This is a genomic window from Corynebacterium sp. HMSC071F07, assembly GCF_001810285.1.
GTDB lineage: Bacteria > Actinomycetota > Actinomycetes > Mycobacteriales > Mycobacteriaceae > Corynebacterium > Corynebacterium simulans.
Genome location: NZ_KV800694.1, coordinates 38,129 through 58,506 on the forward strand (window position 1 = coordinate 38,129; position 20,378 = coordinate 58,506).

A 20,378-nucleotide genomic window follows, 5' to 3' on the forward strand; every position below is an offset into this window, starting at 1 on the left:
CCGCCAAGTTATAAGCCCAGTCCGTCTTTGGATTATCAATATCGGTAACCTGGCCGCCGCGCCGCAAGATGAAATCGTCGACGTCGCCTGTGTAATTGCCATGCAGCTTGTCCTGGATGGTGAACTGATTTGTTTCCGCACGCAGCCGCAGCGATGGCACGCGGCTTTGCGCGGCAAGCTCGCCGCGTTTTTGCGCTTTGGTTCCCTCATCAAGATAGCGGCAGGTGCCCGGATACTGCCCGGGGATGGCATGCGGGGCGCGCGCGGCTTCCTGAATGTCTTTGCGCGAACAGAAGCACTCATAGTACTGCAGCTTCTCCAAGGCCGCGCTGTAGGCGGCTTCCCTATCCTGCTGGTAGATGACCTCGCCATCCCAGTCGATTCCGAGCGTGGCCAGATCTTCCAATTGGCGCTGCGCTGCATCAAGCGAGGAGCGCTGCTTATCGATGTCCTCGATTCGCACCACAAAGCGCCGCCCTGAAGAACGCGCAAAAAGCCATGCCAGAAGGGCTGTGCGGAGGTTTCCGAAGTGGAGATCCCCCGAAGGGCTCGGGGCGTAGCGTCCAGCGTGGGTGTGAGAATCCATGGAATCTAGTATACGAGCGAAATTTATATGTTCCTGCACTAAAATCTGCCCCATGCCTACCGATGTGACTTACCCTATTCTCGATGCTCAACGTGCCACCGCGCTTTTGGATATTGCGAAAAGCTACGACAACGACACCGCTTTTCCCGCAGCGGAATTAAAGGAAATCGGCGCACTTTTAAGCCAAGTCATCGGTGACGATAAATTCGTGGGCTCAGCTGAGGACGTAACGCCTACCGCTGACCTGCTCAATGCATTCATGCTCCTGCTTATCTGGCAGGACCCGTCCTCTCCCGCAGCGGCCCAGTCCGCGCTGCACATCGCAAGCCTCGGCGCCTTAGCTGGTAATCCGACCATCACCAGCCGCGGCTTTAGGCTCGCGTCCCGTTACTACGATGCTCTACAAGACTCCGAGAAGGCATGGGCATACGCCAAGAAAGCTGCCCAGGCAGGAGACGACGCCCAACTGATAAAGCTGCAGAACATCGCCGAGCAAGAGCGCGCCGCCGAGGAAGCATTAGCCGCCCAGCAAGCACAAGCAGCCGAAGCAGAAGAAACAGCAGAGCTAGAGCCAGAAGAACCGGAAGAGCGCGAGCGAACCGGCACCCTCGAAGAGCAGCTAAACGAGCTGCGTGACCGCCTCGAGATTGCCAAGCGTGAGAACGTCAAAGAGCACAGCGAGGAATTCGTCGACATCAACCGCCAAGTCCAGCTCGCTGCGTTCAGCGAGGAAGACTCGCTTCCGGCTTCCCCGGTCAGCGCGGTGCCGAACCCAAACTCCGCCCTCGCGAAGGCGCTGTCTATCCTCCTCGAATCCGCTGTCGGCGCGCTGTGGGCGTGCCCTTCCTTTGCGACGCGCAGCCACGTGGCGAACAAGAGCAACGAGATCCTGCGCAAGTACCACCTCAGCCCCGAATATGCCACGCTGCCTGCGGGAATGCTGGCACGCTTTTACGCTGATGCGGCCGGAAACAATACCGATACCACGGGCGAAACCGCAGCTGATTTCTACGGCCTTGCGGCTAAGGAATACTCCCGCAACGGCAATGAAGCCCGCGAGCTAGAAATGCTGCTGCGCAAGGTCGAGGTCTTCCTCATCGACAATGACCGCGATGAAGCGCACGACATCTTGGCTTCACGGTACGTCAACGCACTCAAGTACACGGAGCTGCCCATCGCCGCACGCTGGACCGTCTTGTTCTCCGAGACGCTGCGCACGGAGGCAGAAAACATGTTTAAGTCCACCCAGGTCCTGATGGACTTTCTAAGCCGCCACCCCATCGCCTCGGCGCGCAGCCCCCTAGATTTCAACGCCTTGGCTGAAGTCGTTGAGCTCTTGGGGGATCGCTATACCTCCGCGAACGATACTGTCACCGCACGTGAGAAGTACCGCGTGGCCTATGAGCTGTTTAATACGGCGAACAATCAGGAGGCACTCGCGGCATTGGCTAAGAAGGCTTAAAGCCGAACCATTCCTTGTTGCCTGGTAGCCACAGCAGCACGATGGTTACCATTGCTGCCAAGGAAATGGGCCAGACATGTGGCAACACGAGCATCAACACCACAATGGCAAGGATGACCGTCAGCCAGATTCGCGCTTTGTGCTGGGCATGCAGCGTATAGACCATGAGCACGCACAGCGCGAGCACCACGAGTGAAAGCCCCACGCCCAGCTCAGTGGCTAGGCGCTCGATGCGGTTCAAGTGTTCGGGAACGCGCTCGGAGGCCACGAGCTCGAATACGTAGTAGACGATGTAGGCCGAGATTCCCAGCACAAAAAGCGCAGCGATCTGTAGCGCCCACGGCGCCCGCCAGGCGGACATATCGGCGGCCCGGCGCGCCGCCTTCTGTTGGTCTGCAACCTGCCCATAGCGGTAGTCACTGACCGGCATCGCTGGGGAACCAAACTGTGCTCCGCCAGCACCGCTTTGGGAAGGAACCCCAAATTGCTGGTTTCCGTTGGGCGTACCGAAGGTCACTGGACATCCTTTCCAAATACGCCGTAGCCGCTAAGCAGCGTACGGATTGGGTCCAGCACGCGGAAAGGTGCGATGCCACTGCGTGCTAGGTGCCGGCCTGTCGGCGCCTCGCCTAGAGCGGAGACCGCGAAGTACCGGTATCCGTTCTTGCTGACGTTGGCGACCATGTTGATGAGGTCGAAGGCTTCCAGGTAGCGCAGCAAGGAGTCCACTTCCTGGTGCAGGACGTAGGAATCGTCGAAGTGGAAGTTCCAGCCGGTATCGCGGCGGAAGGCAGCGCCCGCGTTGCCCATGATCTTGGCCCACGGCGTATTCGGGTTATGCTCCAGTTTCTGCAGCGTATCGAACTTGGAGATGGTAACTGCCAGCGGCGGCGGGCACTCCGTTCCCATCAGCGTGATGAGGTTTTCCAGCACCTGCGTGGGCTCGGCACCGAGCTCACCAAAGTCCGGAACAAGTCCGTGCAGGTAGTCCCGGATTTGTCGCTCACGCAGCGGGTCAAACAGGAAGATAACCAGGTCGGCGTACTTGAAGAAGGACAGCGCCTCGCGGTCTTCTTCCCGCTCCGGCAGGTTCTCCAGGTCCTCGCCGGCAACGTCGCGGAAGACGAGATAATTGGTACGCATTACGCCTTCGGCATCTGGCCAACGGCCCAGATCAAAGATCAGCGGGTCACGCTGATAAGCATCGGTGGCCACGGCGCTCGGGGTGGGCTCCATGCTCTGCATTTCCTTAAAGAGCGGATTTTCGTACTTTTCCGCATAGCGCTGCGCCGTGGATTCATCGGCCGCCAGCACGGAGTGATCGTGCTTGTGCGCAAGCTGCTTGAGCTGCTTGACCATCACTGCGGTATACAGCGACTTGCCGGAGTTACGCGCGCCGGCCATGGCCACGCAGTGGGTCACGGATTCCGTCCAGTCCGGCAACAGCTCGCGGTTGTTATATGGGCTTTCGGTAGCGCCCTTTTCCAGTGGACGGAAAGTCCACGGGCATGCGGCGGTGCTGGTCATTAGTACTCCTCCTTGAGCATCGCTGCCACTTCATCGGATAGGCGCGCAAGATCGCTGTTGAATGCGCTGCGCTGCTTATCGACGTCGTCTCGGTCAATCACCACGAATGCCACCGGGTGCTCGCCTGCACTTGCGCGAGCGAGTTCAACTTCCTGCTCGGCAATCGGGCTAACCACAATCACCACGGCGGGCTTTTCACCGCTTAGCATCGCGGCAGTAGGGCTGTCGGTTACATAGATAAACAGCGAGGAAGATTCATGTAAGTCATGTCCTTTCCACTGGCGGCGCCCCACGCGATCAGCACCGGCATCGATAGCACCAGTGATAAAGCTCTGCAGCTCGCTTACGGTATGACCAGCGGTACGTTCCTGCCCATCGGTCGCGGTGAAGTTCGTGAAGGAATCCGCAAGGGCATTGATGTACTTCGCCGCCAGCTCGATAGCACCATCGGAAGTATTGACCTGCATGGAAGCAGAGCTATCGATAACCGCGATGGCATCGGCCAGCTCAGCGTCATCAAGCGCCGCGCGGCGCATCTTAGAGCGGACCTCGCGCGCCGAATCGGTGATTCCTGCACCCTCGGAAGAACCAAAGGCCGAAATACGCAGCTGCTGGTCCTCAACCTGCAGCTCGGCGAGACGCTCGGGGCTATCTTCCGCGCCGTCGATAAGCACGCGCGGGAAGCTCACGGTGTCCTCACCGTTGCTGATATTCAAACGAATCTCGCTGCGCAAACCAAAGGTGCCGAAGCCCTTCGGGCGCACCTGGATCGTCGCATCCTGTGTAACCGCATGCACGATGAGCAGCAGGTCATCTACGCGGGTGTAATCCACCCCCTCGGGCACGATAGCGAGTTCAACCTGCGCGCCACCCGCACCGATTTCGAAAGCCTCGACGCGAATGGTGTCAGTGATTGTAAGGTGACGAGATTCCCCGTCTTTCAAAGTGTATTTAGCCATTGTCTTTAACTTTCCGTGAAACCGTGTGCTCGTTTGATTTCTGCAAAAATCCCGCCCAAGTAACGTCCTAATTCACCAGTCGCCGCACTCCGCCGTTCCTCAAGCTGGATAACAGGCGCAAATCTTTCGATAGTGAGTGCACGCGCTTGATCCAGCGACGCCGTGTCGATGCCGCCCAAAGCCTGCGAAACTAGGAAGTTATAATCGGCCGGAAAATATTTCACCCAAGAAGCCAATGCTGCCGCCAGCGCAAAGACCCGCGTTCCCTCGGGGAAGCAGGAAGGATGCAGCAGCGCAAAGTGAATAGCACGCCCCCGATGCTTCTTCAGGTAACCCATCCACCAAGCTGGATCGAAGTCTCGCAGCTGTTCCAGTTCATCTGAGGTAAGCCCCGGAACAACGGCGTTCGCACCCGGCGCCGCAGGGGCCGCTGCAGCTGCTGCGGTCGGTGCAGGCTCCGTTTGCGCGATGCCTGGCGATGCCCCGTTTTCCTCGCCCCGTGGCGCAGATTGCGCACTTTCGCTGAAAGGGTTTACCTGCGACGCAGCCGACAAGTCTGCGGCAGCTGCAGCCGGCGACTCAGCCCACGGCTCGGCCACAGATTGTGCGGGTTCGTCAACAAAAGGCGAGCTCGCCTCTGGCTCTACTGCTTCCGGTGCTGGGGTCGGCGCCGACGCTACTTCCCCGGCGCCCTCGTAGGCGCTCAAGTCCGGCAGTGGCTCGCCCAGTTCGAAGATCACCGGATTGCCAGGAATAGCGCGGGCCTTGGTCAGCTCGAAAAGACGCAACTTTTCGGACTCAGGAACCACCACCATGGTCGAAGTGCCCAGTGGAAGCTCAGCTATGGCGGCCGGCTTTTCAAAGGTAGAGAATCCGAATCCCGGCTCGCCTACCTCGCGGGCTGCGGCAGCAACCCAAAAGGCCGCTTGGTTTTCGGGCGCCACCAGGATGACGAGAGTTTTCTTCTTCGAAGAAAGCACCTTCGCCATCGCTTCTACCAAGCGCGCGTTATAGGCGGCGTCGTTATGCGGCACTACGGACTTGAAGGGCGTTGGCAACGCGGCAGGGCTGCGGAATTCGCCGGCCAAGAAGTCGTCGATAAGCGCATCGCTCGCAAGCGGACCTTTACGCGAAATCTTTTCCGGGATCTCCACCTTGTCCACTTCAAAGATTGAAAAAGGCGTCGGCACATCCGGCGAATACAGCACGTCCGCCGGTGCGGGCGGCACTCCCCCGTCTGAAACCGCGGTATAGGTAAAGACGTTGCCGCCGCGGCCCGTGGCGTCGATGCCGGCGGGAACGGAGACCATGGTGACCCATTGCTCGCCCTCCTCGGTCAGCGTGAATACCGCAGTGCGGCGCACCAGCTCCGCGCGCTCCTGAGCCGAAGGAAAGTCCGGGATAGGCGCACCGCTGTTCAAGCTCGTTGGGACAAAACTAACCAGCTCCTGCAGCTGCTCCTGGGAAATATCCCCGCTTACTGCGCCCACTCCCCAGCCGCCTGCCCGACCGTTGCCGCGCGAGAAGGATGCAAAGCTAAAAGCACCCGCCATTAATACTGCCCTCCTTGCTGGAAGTTCTGCGCGCCATCCTGCGGGGAAGGCAATGGGTCAAAGCGCAAGCGCTGGGCGACGCCGCTTTCTACCACGACCGTCCTATCAGTGGCATTGAACTGCGACGCCGAATCAGAATCGAAGCTGCCCTGCTGGCCCAAGCTGAAGTCGTGGCCGAAGTCAGGGTTGAAAGATTGCGCGGAAAAATCACCCGTAGCAAAGTCTTCGACCGCAAACAGGCGAACATAGCCGCCGTTCCAGGTTCGCTGGTCTAAGTCCACGATGAAATCAGGCTGCTCAAAAGTGCCCTGGTGCAGGCCCTGGCTGGTGTAGCGGTCCGTGTTCATGCCAGACAGCTTCAACGGCACACCATCCTCAGCAAACAGCGGCAGGCGCACCGGGTTATAAATCACCTGGCAAGAAAATGGGCGCCTATCGCCCATGTCCAGGCTGGACAGGTACACGCCAAGCTGCCGGGTGCTGAAGTCATAGTGGAAGTCATAAGTCACCGTGCGCAGGCCGGGGTATTCAATGACCTGTTCGCGGGCCTCAGTTCTTTTACCCGCAAACATGGCAAACGGGCGCAGGCGCACGACGTCACTGTGGCGCTCGAGTTTCAGGCGAATGCCGCCCTGCAACTCGTATTCCTCCTCGCGCACCGTGGTAGTGCCGCTGTTGGTCGTGCACTCCACCATCGTGGCGCCGCGCGGCCAGGTGAAGGAAATCAACTGGCTATCCACGCGCTCGATAAGCCGCACTTCATCCTCCCCGATGGGCAGCACACGCTGCAGAACGCGCGACTCACCGACCCATGCGTCGGCCTCGTTGAAGTTGACCGGGGTGACATAAACCTCGTACCAATCAGAAGGCCACGGCATCGTGGTGTTCTGCACGGAATCCGGTGGGGTTGCGCCTCGCGTTTCAGTCACGGCGTCGGCAAACGCGTTTTCCACATAAGACTTATCGATGGCCTTGGTGCGCAGCTCCGGACGTGGGGCGTGCGGGGTCAGATAAATCTTGACTTCGCCCGTCTTCGGCGAGTTCCACTCAATCTCGATGTTGTCGTGGCCATCGGAATTCTCCCGCTCACAGCGCGTAAGCGACATCTTCTCCAACTCACTGGCCAGCTTCACTGAATGCTGCACTACCGTCTCATTCGCGCTGGTCAACCTGCCATCGCGGAACTGCGCCTGGCCGAGCAAGGAGACAACCATGGTCTGGCCCGCCTCCTGCACACGGATGGTGGCCTTACGCCCACTGCTTTCGATGTCCTGCTCAAACCGCGGGGAAAGCAAGTCGCGCTCGGTGTCCTTGCATGCATAAACGACGGCGGCCTCATGGCCCTCCAGCAAGTCCCAAGAGACCTGGATTGCGCCCTTGATGGTGGTCACCTTGACGTTGACCGGCGGGAAGACTACTGCCGTCTCGCCCATAAACAGCGGCTGGCTGCTAATCGCTTCTCCCAGATCGGCGCCCTTATAAGCCCACACCGCATAGTGGCGCAGACCGGCCGCACCCGGATCCATGTCGCGGTAAGCGGTGCCGCGGGTAATCATCAATGTCTCGCCTGCTTCCGGCGAGGCAATCATCTCTCGGTCATCGGCAACGACGCGGTAGAAAACCAGTTCTCCCGGCTGCGCAGAAACCGGCTCCCACCAAATGCGCACCGGGTGGCGGACGTCCGAATTATCCTCTGCCGGCTGCTCGTAGCCATAAGGATCTTCTTCTGCTTCTGCCGCTGCATCGGTGGTTTCCGGGACCTCGACCACAGCGTGCATCTCAGGCACTACCCAACCCTCTGGCTGCTTGCCCTTATAAGGCGCGCTGAATGCATCTGCCGGCAGGTTGGTGTAATCGTCCTCGTTGACCTGGGTACGTACGTTCTCCTTGGCCTTGAGCTTGGCTAGCTCCGCTGCCCAGTCGATGTCCTTGTTACCAGGCTGTGGCGACTGTGGGTCTTCTTTTTTGGGACTCATGTCTTTGATCTCCGAAGTTCCAAAGGAGGATAGGGTGGCGCCCGTTTGGGGCTCCGGAGCAGGCGGCTGCGGGTTGAGATTGGCCGCGTTAAGTTCCGGATGCGCAACGGCGCTGCCGTTGAATACCGCCGCGATTTGTTCTGCAAACTCGCCGTACTGCGGTGCAATGTGCCGACGCACGTCCTCGGCCGAGACCTGCTCCAAATCGTGCAGCGGGAGTAATTGCGAAAGCGGAATATCCGTAATCTTGGGTGATTGCGTCATCTTGGTGATTGCTCCTAGAACGTCTCGTCCAAGTCATCGAGCGACGGCGTCTGGCTGTGGCGGCCAAAGCTAAAGCCGGTGGAACCCTCGCCGGCGCTGTGGCGGCCCGGCTGCACCTGCGAAGCATTGTTGAAAGAGTCCATGTGGTCGGTTTCGTCCAGTCCACTGAGCGCATCTGCGAAGGAAGGTAAAGCAGCTTCCGTCTCCGGCTGCGCTTCCTTTGGCAGCAAGTATTTGAAATCGGTGATGCGGCCGAACTGCACCACGGTCAAAGAACGCGAAAGCTGGCTGGTTAGCGCGGTATTGCTATCGACCTCGATGATGCGAGTGCGGGAAGGATCGATCTCGGTGTATCCATCGGAAGCGCCCAACGTGGTCAGCGATTCATTGCTGAAGGCCTGCATAGCGCCCTTTTCTTCGCTCATACCCGCCATGAACTGCTGGGTGGATTGCTCCTGCCTGCGATTATCGTCCAAGAAGGTCACCTTGGACAGGAACTGCTGCATGCTGCCCGTCATTTGTGGATTGGTAATCGCACTGTGCCAGACCTGCGGCTTCAAATCTCGATCCGCCATCGCTGGGTGATCCAGGTTGCGAGCGATCATGTCCAGCGGCGACTTCGAATACTGGCCGCGCATGCCCCACATGGCGCTCGGCTGGATAGAACCGTTGCCCACCTGGTGACGCTCGAAGACAGAATTCATGTAATCCACGAGCCCACGCAAAGACTTATGAGCCCAGGCCTCAGAGAAAACGTGGGAACGAATTCCCTCGGCCATGCGGCTGGTTTCATCGTCGGTGACCTTTGCCTTGCCGATACGCGCGTTATCCGGCAAGCCGGATTCCGGGGTGCGCAGGTGGTCGCTGGTGGTGGACTTCAAGCCGAATGGCGCATAGATTGCGCGACCCAGAACTGAAGACCAGCTCAGGAACTGACCGTATGCATTGATGTTGCGGTCGATGTCTCCCGCTGCCAGCACGATGTTGCGCGCGGCAATCTCCTGGTTCTGGCGATTGAGCTTTTGCCTTTGCACGTAATCGTAGATTTCGCGCTGCGCCTTGGTGAAGGCAAGCCAGGAACAAACCAGGAACAAGGCGATGGAAACAATGACGCCGAAGGTGGTCCACTTCCAGTCCAGGGTGGGCATGGAATCCCAGATCCGCAAGTCGCTGTTGTAATGCGAGATGCACAGGTAAATGAGCACGAGCAAAATCGCGCCTAGCACGCCCCACATGGCGCGCAGCTTGGTGGTCAGCTTGCGGTTTTCAGCGTTGAAGTCACGCTCGGCAAAGCCCTTGGCTTCCTCGCTGAGCTGGCGGGCGACGTCCTCGAAGTGCGCCTCGCGCTGGCGCGCGGAGTGCAGGCTTGCGGCCAAACCAGAGCCGACCTTCCATGCGAAGGTTTCCTGGTGCTGGTTACGCCATGCCGCGAACTGCTGCTTTTTACGGTTGATCTCAGTGTTTTGTGTGCTCTGGCTAGTCCACTCCAGGTCAGCCGCGAACTTCTCCGCAGCGAGTGGATCGAAAGGTGCAATCGTTGCCTGCGCCTCGTTTTCATAGCCCACCGTGCGGTTCATCAGTGGGTGGAAACCACGGAAGGATTGGCTGACATCGGGCACGGACTGCTTGCCGTGCTGGACAATGAGTACGTCCTGGTTATTGCCCTTCGGCGGGGCGAAGTTGGCGTTTTCCTTCCACTGGCCATCAACTAAGCCCAGCGCAAAGTCATGATAGGCCTCCCACATGCCAGCCAGCTGCGGGGTATCACCAACGTCGAATTGGACCTTCTGGGCTTCATTCAGCGTCCGGTTATTCTTCTGCTGCATCTGTGCGATGGATACAGCATTCTCGCCCTTGCCGGAATGGCCATCCAAAACCACCTCCATGTTGGAATTGCGGCCATAGAGAAGATTCTGCAGGAACGAGGCGGTTGCGCTGTTTACGGCACCGCGCCGGTCGTTGACCCAATCCTGCGGCTTGCCGATGACGGTGGCCCAGTACAGGCGCAGGTTATCGCGCAGCGCAGCCCACGCGCCGATCTTCTGCGTCTTCGGGGTCTCCAGCGGGATTTCCTGGGAAATCAGGCTGCCACCAAAAGCGTGAAAGAGAGTATCCGCGTAGTGCTGCGTAAGCGCGTTCGGATCGGTAGCGTGCTCGGTGTAGCTGGTGTTATTCACGCGGGTACGCGGCAGGCGATTATTCGGATTGAATACTCGGTCCTTGACCTCATTTTCGACCTCGCTGGCATCGATAGTGCGGTGGAAAGCACGCACGAGACGGAAGTTTTCCCAGTTGCCGGTTTCCATCAGCCGGCCCGATTCGGCCTCGAATACAGCTGCCTCCTGCATTCCGCGCCACAGGCCGAAGATGGATGCCACGGCAGGAGCTGCGAACTGTGCCAAGGCAAAGCCATCTTCGCTGCGCATGATGGGGCGAATATGCGAAGCGGAAGGAGTGCCGCCCTCTTCTGGGGAAAGCACCAGGTTCTCCCACACCTGCAGCGGCTCAATGTGTGCCGGCTGCAAAGGCAAGGTGGTCAGCAACAGGCGAACGCGCTGGTTCGAGGCCTGGACGATGCGCGAATCCACGGCCGCCGCCCACCGCGACAAAGCGTCTGGCTGCAAGGAATCACTTTCATCCAGCGTATCGATGACCACGAGGAGCATATCGCCTTCGTGGTTGCGCAGAGACTCGTCGAGAGTGGCAATACGTGGGTTTCCCTCGGCGTCGAAGAAGCGCACTGCGGCTGCCGACGTCGGTTGGGTGTAGTCCACCCACATGAAGTTCTGCAGCAAGCCAACAGCTCGCAGGTCGAAAGGCGGGAACGAATCTCATCGGCCGTGGCGCCGTGTCCAAAGAACAGTACGTTAGTCATTAGAAGGTGTCATCCAAGTCGGTGAGGTTGAATTCAGGCTCAAAGCGCGGGGTCTGGCTGGAAGAATCCCGGCTCGCGGGAGCCTCAAAAGTATCGGGCGTTTCAGCGACAGTCTTTGCCTGGCCCAGCAAATCGCGGATGCGCTGCGCCATGACGACGACGTCCGGCGCCAGGTCGCGGTAGTACGGCGTAGCGGAGGCGACGTCGCGGCGGCGAATGTTTGCAAATGGCTTGTCATCCATGCCTTGGCCCGGCAGAGAATTCATACCACCCGGAATGAAGTGATCAGCGCCGCGGACGAACTTATCGAGCTCCGCAACGAAGGATTCATAACGATCCTGGATGCTGGAGCCGACGACGCCGCGGCCCGGCACGGTGCCATCACGCAGGAAGGCCGCCAGACGGTGGACCAGTGGGTGCGTCGAAGCACCAGAGTGCGCAAAGTCCTGGCCGTCGTCGTAAAGCCCGCGCAGCAACTGGTACGGGTACAAGGAAGAGGCAAAGCCGTATGCGCCGTTCTTTTGTACCCTCGCGTACGCGATGAAGATGGACTCAAGCACGGAAGACATCCAGTCGGACTTCTTAACCATGCGGCGCGGGGAAATCAGCATCGGGTTCGGGAAAGGTACCCAATCGCCTACGCCATTGGCGGTGTCGTCGTAGATATGTGCCGCGGCGTTATCGGAATCCGGGTTGGAGATGTGGATCCGGCCGGTAATGCGGCCGATGATCCAACCTGCCACCATGGCCTGACGCTCGGTCTCAGTCAGCGGCAGAGCCGCCGCGAGCGGACGGGTACGACGCTCCGACCAGTAGGAACCATCGAAGTTTTCTTGCTTATCGATGTCCTCGGCGATGTAGCCGAACATGGAAGAAAATACGATCGGCGAGTAGTTCGGGTAGGAACCGAAGATCTCGATGTGCTGTACCTGCTCGGACATGTTCAGCGAGTTACGCAACGCCACCTGCGATGGCTCGTCAATAGAAGGCGTAGAAAGCAGCTCGCTCAGGCGTGGAACGATGCCGGTTTCTTCGCTGCCCAAAGCCTCGAAAGGAATATCAGAGAAGGAGTAGGTGTACTGCACGTCCTTGCCGTGGATGCGCTGGACCATGTCGCTGGACACGGCAGCCAACGGGCGGGCGTAGCTCAGCGCCATCTGGAAGGCGCTGACGAAGCGGTCAATGCGCTGGGAGTGCTCCACCTCGTTGATATCCGGGGTCAGCGTCAGGTAGCTGCGCAGATCCACGGAGTTGAACTTGTAGAACTCATAGTCGCGGCGGTTAATCCACGCACGGGAGCGCTCCAGCAGATCTGCCGGGCGGATGCGCGAACGGTACTGTGCGCGCTGGGACTCGCGACGCTCCCCGGTCTGCGGATGCTGCGATAGGTGCTTGGATACCCAACCTGCACGGTTGCTGTATTCATCGTTGGTGCGCTTCTGCGGCGCCAGCGTATCCCGCGGTGCCTTGTTGGCATCTAGCGAATCCCACTCGCCGCGAATGACCGCACGCACCGCGAATGGGTAAGCCTGATCGTAATGTTGTACATCGGCAGTGGACTGCTGGCCCTGAATGGTGCGCAACATCTGGGTTTGGTAGTCGGTGATAAACGCGTTGACGTCGGTCAACATGATTTCGTTTTCCGCGCCCTTGAAGCGAGACTCAACGATCTCGTCTACTTCCTCCGGCCAGGCGTTGACCTCGTTGGTGCGAACGTCTGCCAGCTTGTTGGTCTCCGGGCGTGACTGTGCCGCCTTCTCGAGCACCTCATGGGCGTCGCCAAGCTCACGCTGCAGATGGAAGAGGTTCTCGTCGACGTAATCCTGCAGAACGTCCTGCAGAATATGCGCCGTAGCCAACAGGATGTAGTGATAGAACTGCTGGTGATAAAGGCCCAGTAGAGCGTTGACAGTCGGCGTTGGATCCGTCATCTGACCCTTGCCGGTCAGCGGGCTAAGGATCGGCTCCGCGCCTTGCGGAAGCGCAAGCACGGCGAAGTTCTGGAAGGAATTAGAGAACTCATTAAGCTGCGGCTGCAGGCGGTCGCCGCTGGCCAAGACGTCCTTGACGCGATCGAGCATCTCGCGAACATAAGGCAGGCCCACTGCCGCCAACTCGCCCTCGACCGTGCTCAAGACCTTGTCTGAGAAGAAGTTAGCGAAGCGATAGGTGGTGTCATACGCCGCCTGTTGGAGCATTCCCGCGATGTACTGCTGGTTCTGTGGATCGCTCAGGTTCTGCATGAGCTCTGCGCGCCACTCGTTAACGTTGCGCCCTTCCCCTACCGGGATGAAATTACGCAGGCTGCGCGCTGCGTTTTCGGCAGCTGGCTGGCCCATGCCGCCGAATACGGTGTTCAGCCAGTTATACGCGGAGTTCGGATCGATAGGTCCGCCCATCGCCCAGCTCGGATCCAACATCATGTCTTGGAAGCGGCCCGGCAGGCGCTCATCAAGGCGCTTTGCAATCTGCATCTCGCCGGCCTCTGGGTTGGCCTTATCGAGATGTCCGTTGAGCAGACGCTCAAAGGAGCTACGGGCCAGGCGCTGCGCGGAATACTCGGCGAAGCGATCGCGGCCCATGGAAATCTGCGCATAACCCAGCGAACCCCACGGCAGGCGAGCCCACGGGGTACCGCCCTGGGACTGATCACGGTCCCAACCGAAGAAACGGCGGCCGCCGTCACCGGATGGGGTGTTGGTCAACGCATAAGAGACCAGGTTGTCAGACGCACGAGTCGAGGCCATCAAACCGGCCAGCGCGCGGCCCAGGCCGCGGTAGATCGACATCGCGGAGCCATCGCCAAAGCGGGAGCCGGTGGTGCCCATCTTGGAACCGATGGGAAAGATTCGGCCGAAAGTCGGGCCCTCTGGCGGGGTGCCCATGTCAAAGGCCTCGAAGATGGCGCGGTCATGCGCGGTGGAGTTACCCATCTGGGATGCAACGACCTCGCCGAACATGGCCAGGGAGTTGGGCCATGCGCCGGCCATGTCCTCTGCCTTGTTGTCGGAGAAGATCTCCGGGGTGTACATGAAGACCAGCGTGCTGGTCGGATCGAGATTCTTGATGGTGGTCAGAACGCGGCAGACATCCAGGAACATCGAAGCGCCTGCGCCGCCTGCCATGGAGGAAACAACCAGCACAACCGGCGCGGAGGAACCAGTATCGGTGCGCTTCTTTGACTGCTTGTAATTGAGCTCGTTGAGCTCCTGGATAGCTTCCTGGGTAAACATCTCAGACACCGCCGCGTTCAATGCGTTGCGGATGTCCTTCAGGTGGCGCAGGGTCAGGATGCGGCCGATGGCGCGGTACTGGCCGGCGCCGTCGGCAAGCTTTGTGTCATTCGATTGCGGCGTACGCGAAGCCCACGTGGCGATCTCACCAAGCTTGCCGGAGCGGCCCAACGTTTCAGAGATACCAGCATCGAACTGGTTGTAATGCTGGCGTGAGCCGATACCCACATACTGACCGCCGCTTTGGGTAACGTTCGGCAGCTTCTGCGGGCCGGCCTCCTCTTCGAGGGGAACATCGATGTTCACAAACTGCCACGCCTTGGGCAGCTCGGTGATGTCTGGATCGATGGTGCGCAGCTCCGCCTTGAGCTGGTCCATGATAAAAGCCAAGGTCTTGGCGCCGGAGCCACCGCAGCCAACTACGAGGAACTTCTTCATCTGCTCTTAAAACCTTTCGGGATGTCTCTTTAAGTGTTCAACTTGTGCGTTCTGCTTGCGTTCTGGTTCGGACTAGTTGTTTCCGAAGGAAGGCCCCTGCGGCCATCCACCGTTGTTGCCGCGTGGCCCGTTGCCCGGCTGGCCGAAGCCGCCCTGGCTACCTGGTTGACCGAAGCCGCCTTGCTGGCCAAAGCCGCCTGGTTGGCCCGGCTTCTGCAACTGGCCCGGCTGGCCAGGGAACTGCTGCACTGGAGCGTTAGCACCCGGCGCGTTCTGCGGTGCCTGTGCACCTTGTGCGCCTTGCTCTCCCTTCGGGCCCTTCGGAGCCTTAGGCTCCTTCGGCGCGGGGAACTGCACCTGCTCGAAGAGCACCGGTGCGGAGCGGTTGATCTCCTCGGAAAGCTCGTCATACTTTTCGGCATGTGCCATCGTGTCGACCGTCAAAACGATCTCGCCGCGCTCCTTGTCATTCGCGTTGCCCACGAAGAACCAGTTGTTCTGAACTGCCAGCGGCAAGATGGCGCGGCCACCGGATTGCTTGCCCTTGCCGGAGATGGAGCCATCCCTTTCAACTTCCACATGGGCCGCAGTAAATGGGCTAAGGCCCATCTTTACCTTTGCCTCGTACAGGCCCAGATTTGCCCGGCGCGGCGCGGCGTCGACAGGCACTGCGCCCTGGAACTCCTCCTTGGAGACCGCAAACGGCTTGCCGGTATCCGTGCGGATGAGGCTCGTGCCTTCCTTCTTGACCGGAATCGTCTTCGCGAACATGCGCGGAGACTCAGGGATGCGGCCGGAGAACCACTTCATGAAGTAAAGAACCGCCAGCGGAATCAAAAGGCCCAAAAGGACCGCCAGCACGAATGCCAGGCCGAAGGCACTCTTGCTCAAAGGCGTGGTCATCGAGCCCTTCAGCTGCAGCGGCAGCTGCGCTTCCTGATTATCTTCCGCAGACTGCAAGCTCAGCTCTGGCTTCAAAGCCAAAGCGCCGTCTTCCATGTTCTCTGCAGAAAGGGTGATCGGCAGCGTCGCCTCTTCGCCCTCACCAAGCTCGAGCGCGTTATCCGCGGAATCGTGCTTCGAGGTTACCTTCAGCGCATCCACGCCCTTCGGCAGAGTGGCCTCGTCAGCGCCGAAGCTTTGCTCCGCCAGCCACACCTTGCCCGGACCAGTTACCGGAACATCAACGGTGACTTCCTTTTCCGTCATCGACACCACCTGTGCCGAGCCGACGGAGGGCATGTTGACCGGGGTAATCGTCAGCGGGGTTTCACTCTTGATGGGGTTGAGCTTGGAGCCCGGCTGATTATCGACGCCCTTCGTGGTGATGTCCACGCTGGTCACCAGCTTGCCCGCGGCAACGTTTTCGACCTTGTCCAACGGGATATCCACCGCGTTGCCGTCCACGATCGGGGCGTTTTCGAGAAGCGTTACTGGCTCGCCCTCTTCGGGGACGAACTCCGCGCGCAGCGTGCCTTGGCCTTCGAGCTTGCGCGGCTCACCGCCGCCGTCGACAAGCTGTGCCTTAATAACTTGGTCGGAGTTGATGCCGCCGCTTAGCTTCTCACCGTTTTCGCGCTGCAGGTTGAGGTTCAGACCCGGAATCATCACCATGGATGCCTGGTACTCGCCCTCGGCGCCGCCCTCCAGCTTGTAGCCAAAGGTCCACTTGCCGGCCCAGCCTTCGCCGCCCTTCTTCATTGCGACGTCGACCATGCCCGGCAGTCGGTCATTGGTGGTGATCTCCACGTCAGCGCCGGCGACCTTCTTGGTATCCGGCTTCAGCTCTACCGTTTGCCCATCAGGACCGGTGAGGGTCGGAATGATCTTGCCTTCTTCTACGCTGGTCTTCGGAACCGCGGACAGGCGGACTGGGTCGACCGAATTATCCAGGAAGAAATCGAATTGCTCGGTGAAAGTGCCTTCCTTGCTCAAGCCACCGGAGGTAGGAATGAGGTTACGGAAAGCTGCAAACAGTGCGGCGGGATCCTCACCGCCGTTGAAGAAGGCGCCGTTGGGTTCGCCTTGGCCACAGCCCTCGCCTTCAGCCAGGTCGGTGAGAAGCTCCGTCTGCTCCTTCGCATCGCGCGCCGGTACGAGACCGACGTTGAAGAGGCGGATATTGGACTGGCGGAATGCGGACACCGTGGAATCCGGGGTGCACAAAATGTTGCGGGCTGCTGCGTTGTCCTTGCCGGTCTCAACGCCCACGTAGGCGCCGTCGGTGAAAAAGACAATGGCGCGGCAATCGCTGCCATCATGATCGCCGAATTCCTTGAGCGCGCCCGAGTAGGCCAAACCGTAGTCGGTTTCTAGATCGGAGGTGCGCTCCATGTTGCGGAAAGCGTCAATCTCCTTGTCCAAGGCGCCGGCGTTTCCGGAAACATTGGTCCAGCCGCCGTACTCGCCGGCCTCGGAGTAATAGCCTGAACCGAATCCGGCAAGCTTGACATTGATATCCGCGCCGGCGTCCTTGCCTAGGCTGGCCAGCTGATTGACGATGTCCTTGGTGGCATCAACACGGAAGTGGGAGCCATCGGTGGCTGGTTCGCCTTCGTAACCGATGAGGGACTGCGACTGGTCGAGCACGAACAACAGGTCCGCGGATTTCTTATCCGCGATACACGAACTAAAGTCCGCTAGGTTTTTCTGCGAGGCCTCAGAGAGGCTGCTCTCGGAGGCCTGCGGTGCTTTATCCTGTGGAGCTTGTTCTGGTGGGGCTTGTTCTGCCGGCGGGGCCGCCTCGGGCGCTGGTGCTTGCTCAGGCGCTGGCGCATCTTGCGCGGAAGCTCCCAGAGAACCTGCGAAACCGCACAACAGTGCAGTGCTGCTGAGAGCGAGGAGACGATTTAGTTTTCGCATTAGGCGCCCATCACCTTTCCTACGTAGAAGGCGATCTCCACCGCGGAAGCGATCACAAGCAAGAAGCCGCCGATCATGACGAGGCGGTAGACCAGCGTCTGGCGCGTGTCCTCAATGTAGAAGCTTTCCGCTTGGCGCCGAGTATTTTGCAGGGTGTATAGGCCAAGGAGCACAAAGGCGACGATGCCGGCAAGCACCCATCCCGCGATGGCCAAGCCAAAGAAAAGGCCTTGGGTTGCAGTGGAGGCCAATGGCGCGGCGATTACCGCGATTAAGGAGAAAATAGCGGCCACACCAGCGGCGATGAGCAAAGGCCACGGCCCCTTGGTGGGTGCGGCTGGGGTGGCAGGGCGCGAGCTGCGCGGCGCGCTGGGCTGCCCATCTGGTGCGCCAAAACCCTGGCCGCCACCTTGTGCGGGGCCAGCTGCGCCAAACGACGGCGCGCTTCCTCCTGGTTGATTCGGCGAACCGAAGCTAGGGGAACTTGGGAATCCGAACCTCGGGCCGGCTGCATTGTTAGGGCCGTTGTTGGGGCCGCTACCCGCTCCGGGGCGCGGACCACCAAACTGGGGCGATGAGCCAGGCGAACCAAATGTCATAACTAATGACCTTTTCTCAAATAGCGCTCCCCCAGCCAAGAGAGCGGCCAGGGAAACCAAAGGGAACAAAATAGGCACAAGTGTTGCAAGCAAAAGAATGCCATACTTAAGGCCTCATTTCGCCTCTTCCTTGGGATTTACCCTCCACTACCCCAGCGCCACATCGATAATGCCGGATTCAGCTGCACATATCTCGCTGGATCTACCTTGAGGATCATTCCCCAGTCTCCCCTAAGATGTGTGAGCATTTCTGTTTTCTCAGGCCATAAGACAGCGCCATAAGACAACGCCATAAGACGGCATGGCAAGATAACTGCCCATGACAGAAAAATCGGCAACCGCAACCACTTCCAGTGGCGAGAGCATCCGATTCATCCCGGTACAGTCCACGCTGTACCCGTGGCTGGTTACGGTGTTCGTCGTTACGTTCCTCATTTCCAACATCAATGCCACAAAGGGCGTCCAGCTCGGTCCGCTCATCACCGACGGCGCCTTCTTCTTATTCCCGCTGGCTTATATCGCAGGCGACGTCCTGTCCGAATGCTATGGCTTCAAGTCCACGCGGCGGGCGGTCTACATCGGATTCGTCATGGCGATTCTGGCCGCGGTGTGCTTCTATATCGCGATTTGGCTGCCAGCGGCGGATTTCTACGAAGGCCAAGAGGCCTTCGCCGCTACCTTGGGCCTTGTGCCGCAGATCCTCGCCGCTTCCTTGGCAGGCTACTTAGTGGGCCAGCTGCTCAATTCCTTCACGCTGACCCGCATGAAGGCAAAGTCCGGTGAACGTGGACTCATCGGCCGTTTGGTCGCCTCAACCGTCGTGGGCGAGCTCGGCGATACTGTGTTGTTCTGCATCATCGCCGCACCAGTCATCGGCATTTCCACATTCAGCGGCTTTCTCAATTACGTAGTGGTCGGCTTCGTGTGGAAAACCCTCATCGAGGTGGTCATGCTGCCGCTAACCACCATCGTCATCAAGTGGGTTAAATCCCGCGAAGACTACGTTCCCAGCAACTAACCCACAAATACTCAGCCCTAGAAACCCAGCCCTAGAAACCCAGGGCTGGAACTGCAGCTTCCTGGTGAAAAGGGCGGCGTCGGCAAGCGCGAGAAAAGCCGAACAGGAGGTCTGCAGTTCCAGCCCTGGGTATTTGCGGAAAAGAGACGGCGGGCGCAGGGAGGTAGCTTACTTGCCGGCGTAGTAGCGGCCCATGAACTCGTCGCGGTAGGCCTCGTAGTAGCCGCCGTCGATGGAGGCGCGGATGTTGTCCACCAAGCGGATCATGAAGGTAAGGTTGTGCATGGTGCACAGCGTGCCGGCCAGGAATTCGTTGGCCTTGAGCAGGTGGTGGATGTACGCACGGGAGTAGTTCTCCGAGACGTAGCCGCCGAACTCCTCGTCGATGCCCGTGAAGTCGCGCTTGAAGCGCGCGCCCTTGAGGTTCAGGCGGCCATCGAGCGTGTACACGCCGCCGCGGCGGCCCAGGCGGGTAGGCGCAACGCAGTCGAAGGTGTCGGCGCCTGCCTCAACCGCGGTGAACAAATCATCGGGCTCAGAAATGCCCAGCAGGTGACGCGGCTTATCCTCCGGCAGCTCATCGCAGACCCAGCCCACGATGGTGCCCAGGTTCTCCTTCCCCAGCGCGCCGCCGATGCCGAAGCCGCCGAAACCGCGCTTGCCGTTCGCCTCGGCAGCCTGGGAAAGCTCCACCAGACCGCGGGTTGCTTGGCGGCGCAGGTCCTCGTACTGCGCACCCTGCACCACGCCCCACAGGGATTGGCGCGGCTTTTGCGGGCCACGCTCCTCGGTCAGGCGGTGGTGTTCATCCAAGCAACGCTGCGCCCAGCGATGGGTACGCGCGACCGACTCTTCCTGATAAGCGCGGCTATCGATGAGCGTGGTTAGCTCGTCAAAGGCGAACATGATGTCAGCGCCCAAACCATGCTGAATCTGCATGGAAACCTCTGGGGTAAAGCGATGCTTCGAGCCATCGATAACAGACTTAAAATCCACGCCATCCTCGTCGACCTGCGCCATACGCTC

Annotated in this window: 13 protein-coding genes; 2 read left to right on the forward strand and 11 right to left on the reverse strand. The window is 59.7% G+C overall.

From position 1 onward, the window contains the following. Positions 1 to 586, reverse strand: a 586-nt coding sequence (locus HMPREF2724_RS01820; protein ID WP_246818181.1) for a glutamate--tRNA ligase family protein, incomplete at its 3' end; no start/stop codon positions are given. Positions 587 to 638: 52 nt separating this feature from the next. Here HMPREF2724_RS01820 and HMPREF2724_RS01825 point away from each other — a divergent pair. Next, positions 639 to 2,048, forward strand: coding sequence for a hypothetical protein (locus HMPREF2724_RS01825; RefSeq protein WP_061920085.1), 1,410 nt, complete (start codon positions 639 to 641; stop codon positions 2,046 to 2,048). Here HMPREF2724_RS01825 and HMPREF2724_RS01830 read toward each other — a convergent pair. The 9 genes from HMPREF2724_RS01830 to HMPREF2724_RS13050 all read right to left on the reverse strand — a co-directional run bounded on the left by HMPREF2724_RS01830 (position 2,035) and on the right by HMPREF2724_RS13050 (position 18,334). Further along, positions 2,035 to 2,565, reverse strand: a complete 531-nt coding sequence (locus HMPREF2724_RS01830) for a hypothetical protein (protein WP_235590978.1) — start codon at positions 2,563 to 2,565, stop codon at positions 2,035 to 2,037. The genes HMPREF2724_RS01825 and HMPREF2724_RS01830 overlap by 14 nt on opposite strands. Next, the gene (locus tag HMPREF2724_RS01835) at positions 2,562 to 3,575 is read right to left on the reverse strand and encodes a TRAFAC clade GTPase domain-containing protein (protein ID WP_061920082.1); all 1,014 of its coding nucleotides are present in this window, start codon (positions 3,573 to 3,575) and stop codon (positions 2,562 to 2,564) included. The genes HMPREF2724_RS01830 and HMPREF2724_RS01835 overlap by 4 nt, the downstream gene beginning before the upstream one ends. After that, positions 3,575 to 4,534: a hypothetical protein gene (locus tag HMPREF2724_RS01840; protein ID WP_070586876.1), complete on the reverse strand. Its 960-nt coding sequence runs from the start codon at positions 4,532 to 4,534 to the stop codon at positions 3,575 to 3,577. Before HMPREF2724_RS01840 ends, HMPREF2724_RS01835 begins: the two co-directional genes overlap by 1 nt. 5 nt (positions 4,535 to 4,539) lie before the next feature. After that, on the reverse strand, positions 4,540 to 6,087 hold the full coding sequence (locus HMPREF2724_RS01845; protein ID WP_070455659.1) for a GAP1-N2 domain-containing protein: 1,548 nt from the start codon (positions 6,085 to 6,087) through the stop codon (positions 4,540 to 4,542). Continuing rightward, the gene (locus tag HMPREF2724_RS01850) at positions 6,087 to 8,327 is read right to left on the reverse strand and encodes a SaeA-related protein (protein ID WP_070455660.1); all 2,241 of its coding nucleotides are present in this window, start codon (positions 8,325 to 8,327) and stop codon (positions 6,087 to 6,089) included. The genes HMPREF2724_RS01845 and HMPREF2724_RS01850 overlap by 1 nt, the downstream gene beginning before the upstream one ends. Positions 8,328 to 8,341: 14 nt before the next feature. Beyond that, positions 8,342 to 11,122: a hypothetical protein gene (locus HMPREF2724_RS01855; protein ID WP_141748300.1), complete on the reverse strand. Its 2,781-nt coding sequence runs from the start codon at positions 11,120 to 11,122 to the stop codon at positions 8,342 to 8,344. Between the two features lie 79 nt (positions 11,123 to 11,201). Next, positions 11,202 to 14,873, reverse strand: a complete 3,672-nt coding sequence (locus HMPREF2724_RS01860) for a tubulin-like doman-containing protein (protein ID WP_070455661.1) — start codon at positions 14,871 to 14,873, stop codon at positions 11,202 to 11,204. Positions 14,874 to 14,945: 72 nt separating this feature from the next. Next, the gene (locus HMPREF2724_RS01865) at positions 14,946 to 17,735 is read right to left on the reverse strand and encodes a VWA domain-containing protein (protein ID WP_070586878.1); all 2,790 of its coding nucleotides are present in this window, start codon (positions 17,733 to 17,735) and stop codon (positions 14,946 to 14,948) included. Further along, the gene (locus HMPREF2724_RS13050) at positions 17,735 to 18,334 is read right to left on the reverse strand and encodes a hypothetical protein (RefSeq protein ID WP_246818182.1); all 600 of its coding nucleotides are present in this window, start codon (positions 18,332 to 18,334) and stop codon (positions 17,735 to 17,737) included. The genes HMPREF2724_RS01865 and HMPREF2724_RS13050 overlap by 1 nt, the downstream gene beginning before the upstream one ends. A 319-nt stretch (positions 18,335 to 18,653) precedes the next feature. Here HMPREF2724_RS13050 and HMPREF2724_RS01875 point away from each other — a divergent pair, with 319 nt between their 5' ends. Further along, a complete protein-coding gene (locus HMPREF2724_RS01875; protein ID WP_061920064.1) occupies positions 18,654 to 19,352 on the forward strand; it encodes a queuosine precursor transporter in 699 nt (232 codons plus the stop codon). 168 nt (positions 19,353 to 19,520) lie between these two features. On the opposite strand, the gene HMPREF2724_RS01880 is transcribed toward HMPREF2724_RS01875, so the two are convergent. Beyond that, positions 19,521 to 20,378 (reverse strand): tRNA-guanine transglycosylase (locus HMPREF2724_RS01880; protein ID WP_070586880.1); only part of this gene is annotated, 858 nt, incomplete at its 5' end.

Bases quoted from the DNA above. Each gene is read 5' to 3' on its own strand.
- HMPREF2724_RS13050 (WP_246818182.1), bottom strand. From the start codon at position 18,334: ATGACATTTGGTTCGCCTGGCTCATCGCCCCAGTTTGGTGGTCCGCGC.
- HMPREF2724_RS01850 (WP_070455660.1), bottom strand. From the start codon at position 8,327: ATGACGCAATCACCCAAGATTACGGATATTCCGCTTTCGCAATTACTC.
- HMPREF2724_RS01875 (WP_061920064.1), top strand. From the start codon at position 18,654: ATGACAGAAAAATCGGCAACCGCAACCACTTCCAGTGGCGAGAGCATC.
- HMPREF2724_RS01865 (WP_070586878.1), bottom strand. From the start codon at position 17,735: ATGCGAAAACTAAATCGTCTCCTCGCTCTCAGCAGCACTGCACTGTTG.
- HMPREF2724_RS01825 (WP_061920085.1), top strand. From the start codon at position 639: ATGCCTACCGATGTGACTTACCCTATTCTCGATGCTCAACGTGCCACC.
- HMPREF2724_RS01840 (WP_070586876.1), bottom strand. From the start codon at position 4,534: ATGGCTAAATACACTTTGAAAGACGGGGAATCTCGTCACCTTACAATC.
- HMPREF2724_RS01835 (WP_061920082.1), bottom strand. From the start codon at position 3,575: ATGACCAGCACCGCCGCATGCCCGTGGACTTTCCGTCCACTGGAAAAG.
- HMPREF2724_RS01845 (WP_070455659.1), bottom strand. From the start codon at position 6,087: ATGGCGGGTGCTTTTAGCTTTGCATCCTTCTCGCGCGGCAACGGTCGG.
- HMPREF2724_RS01860 (WP_070455661.1), bottom strand. From the start codon at position 14,873: ATGAAGAAGTTCCTCGTAGTTGGCTGCGGTGGCTCCGGCGCCAAGACC.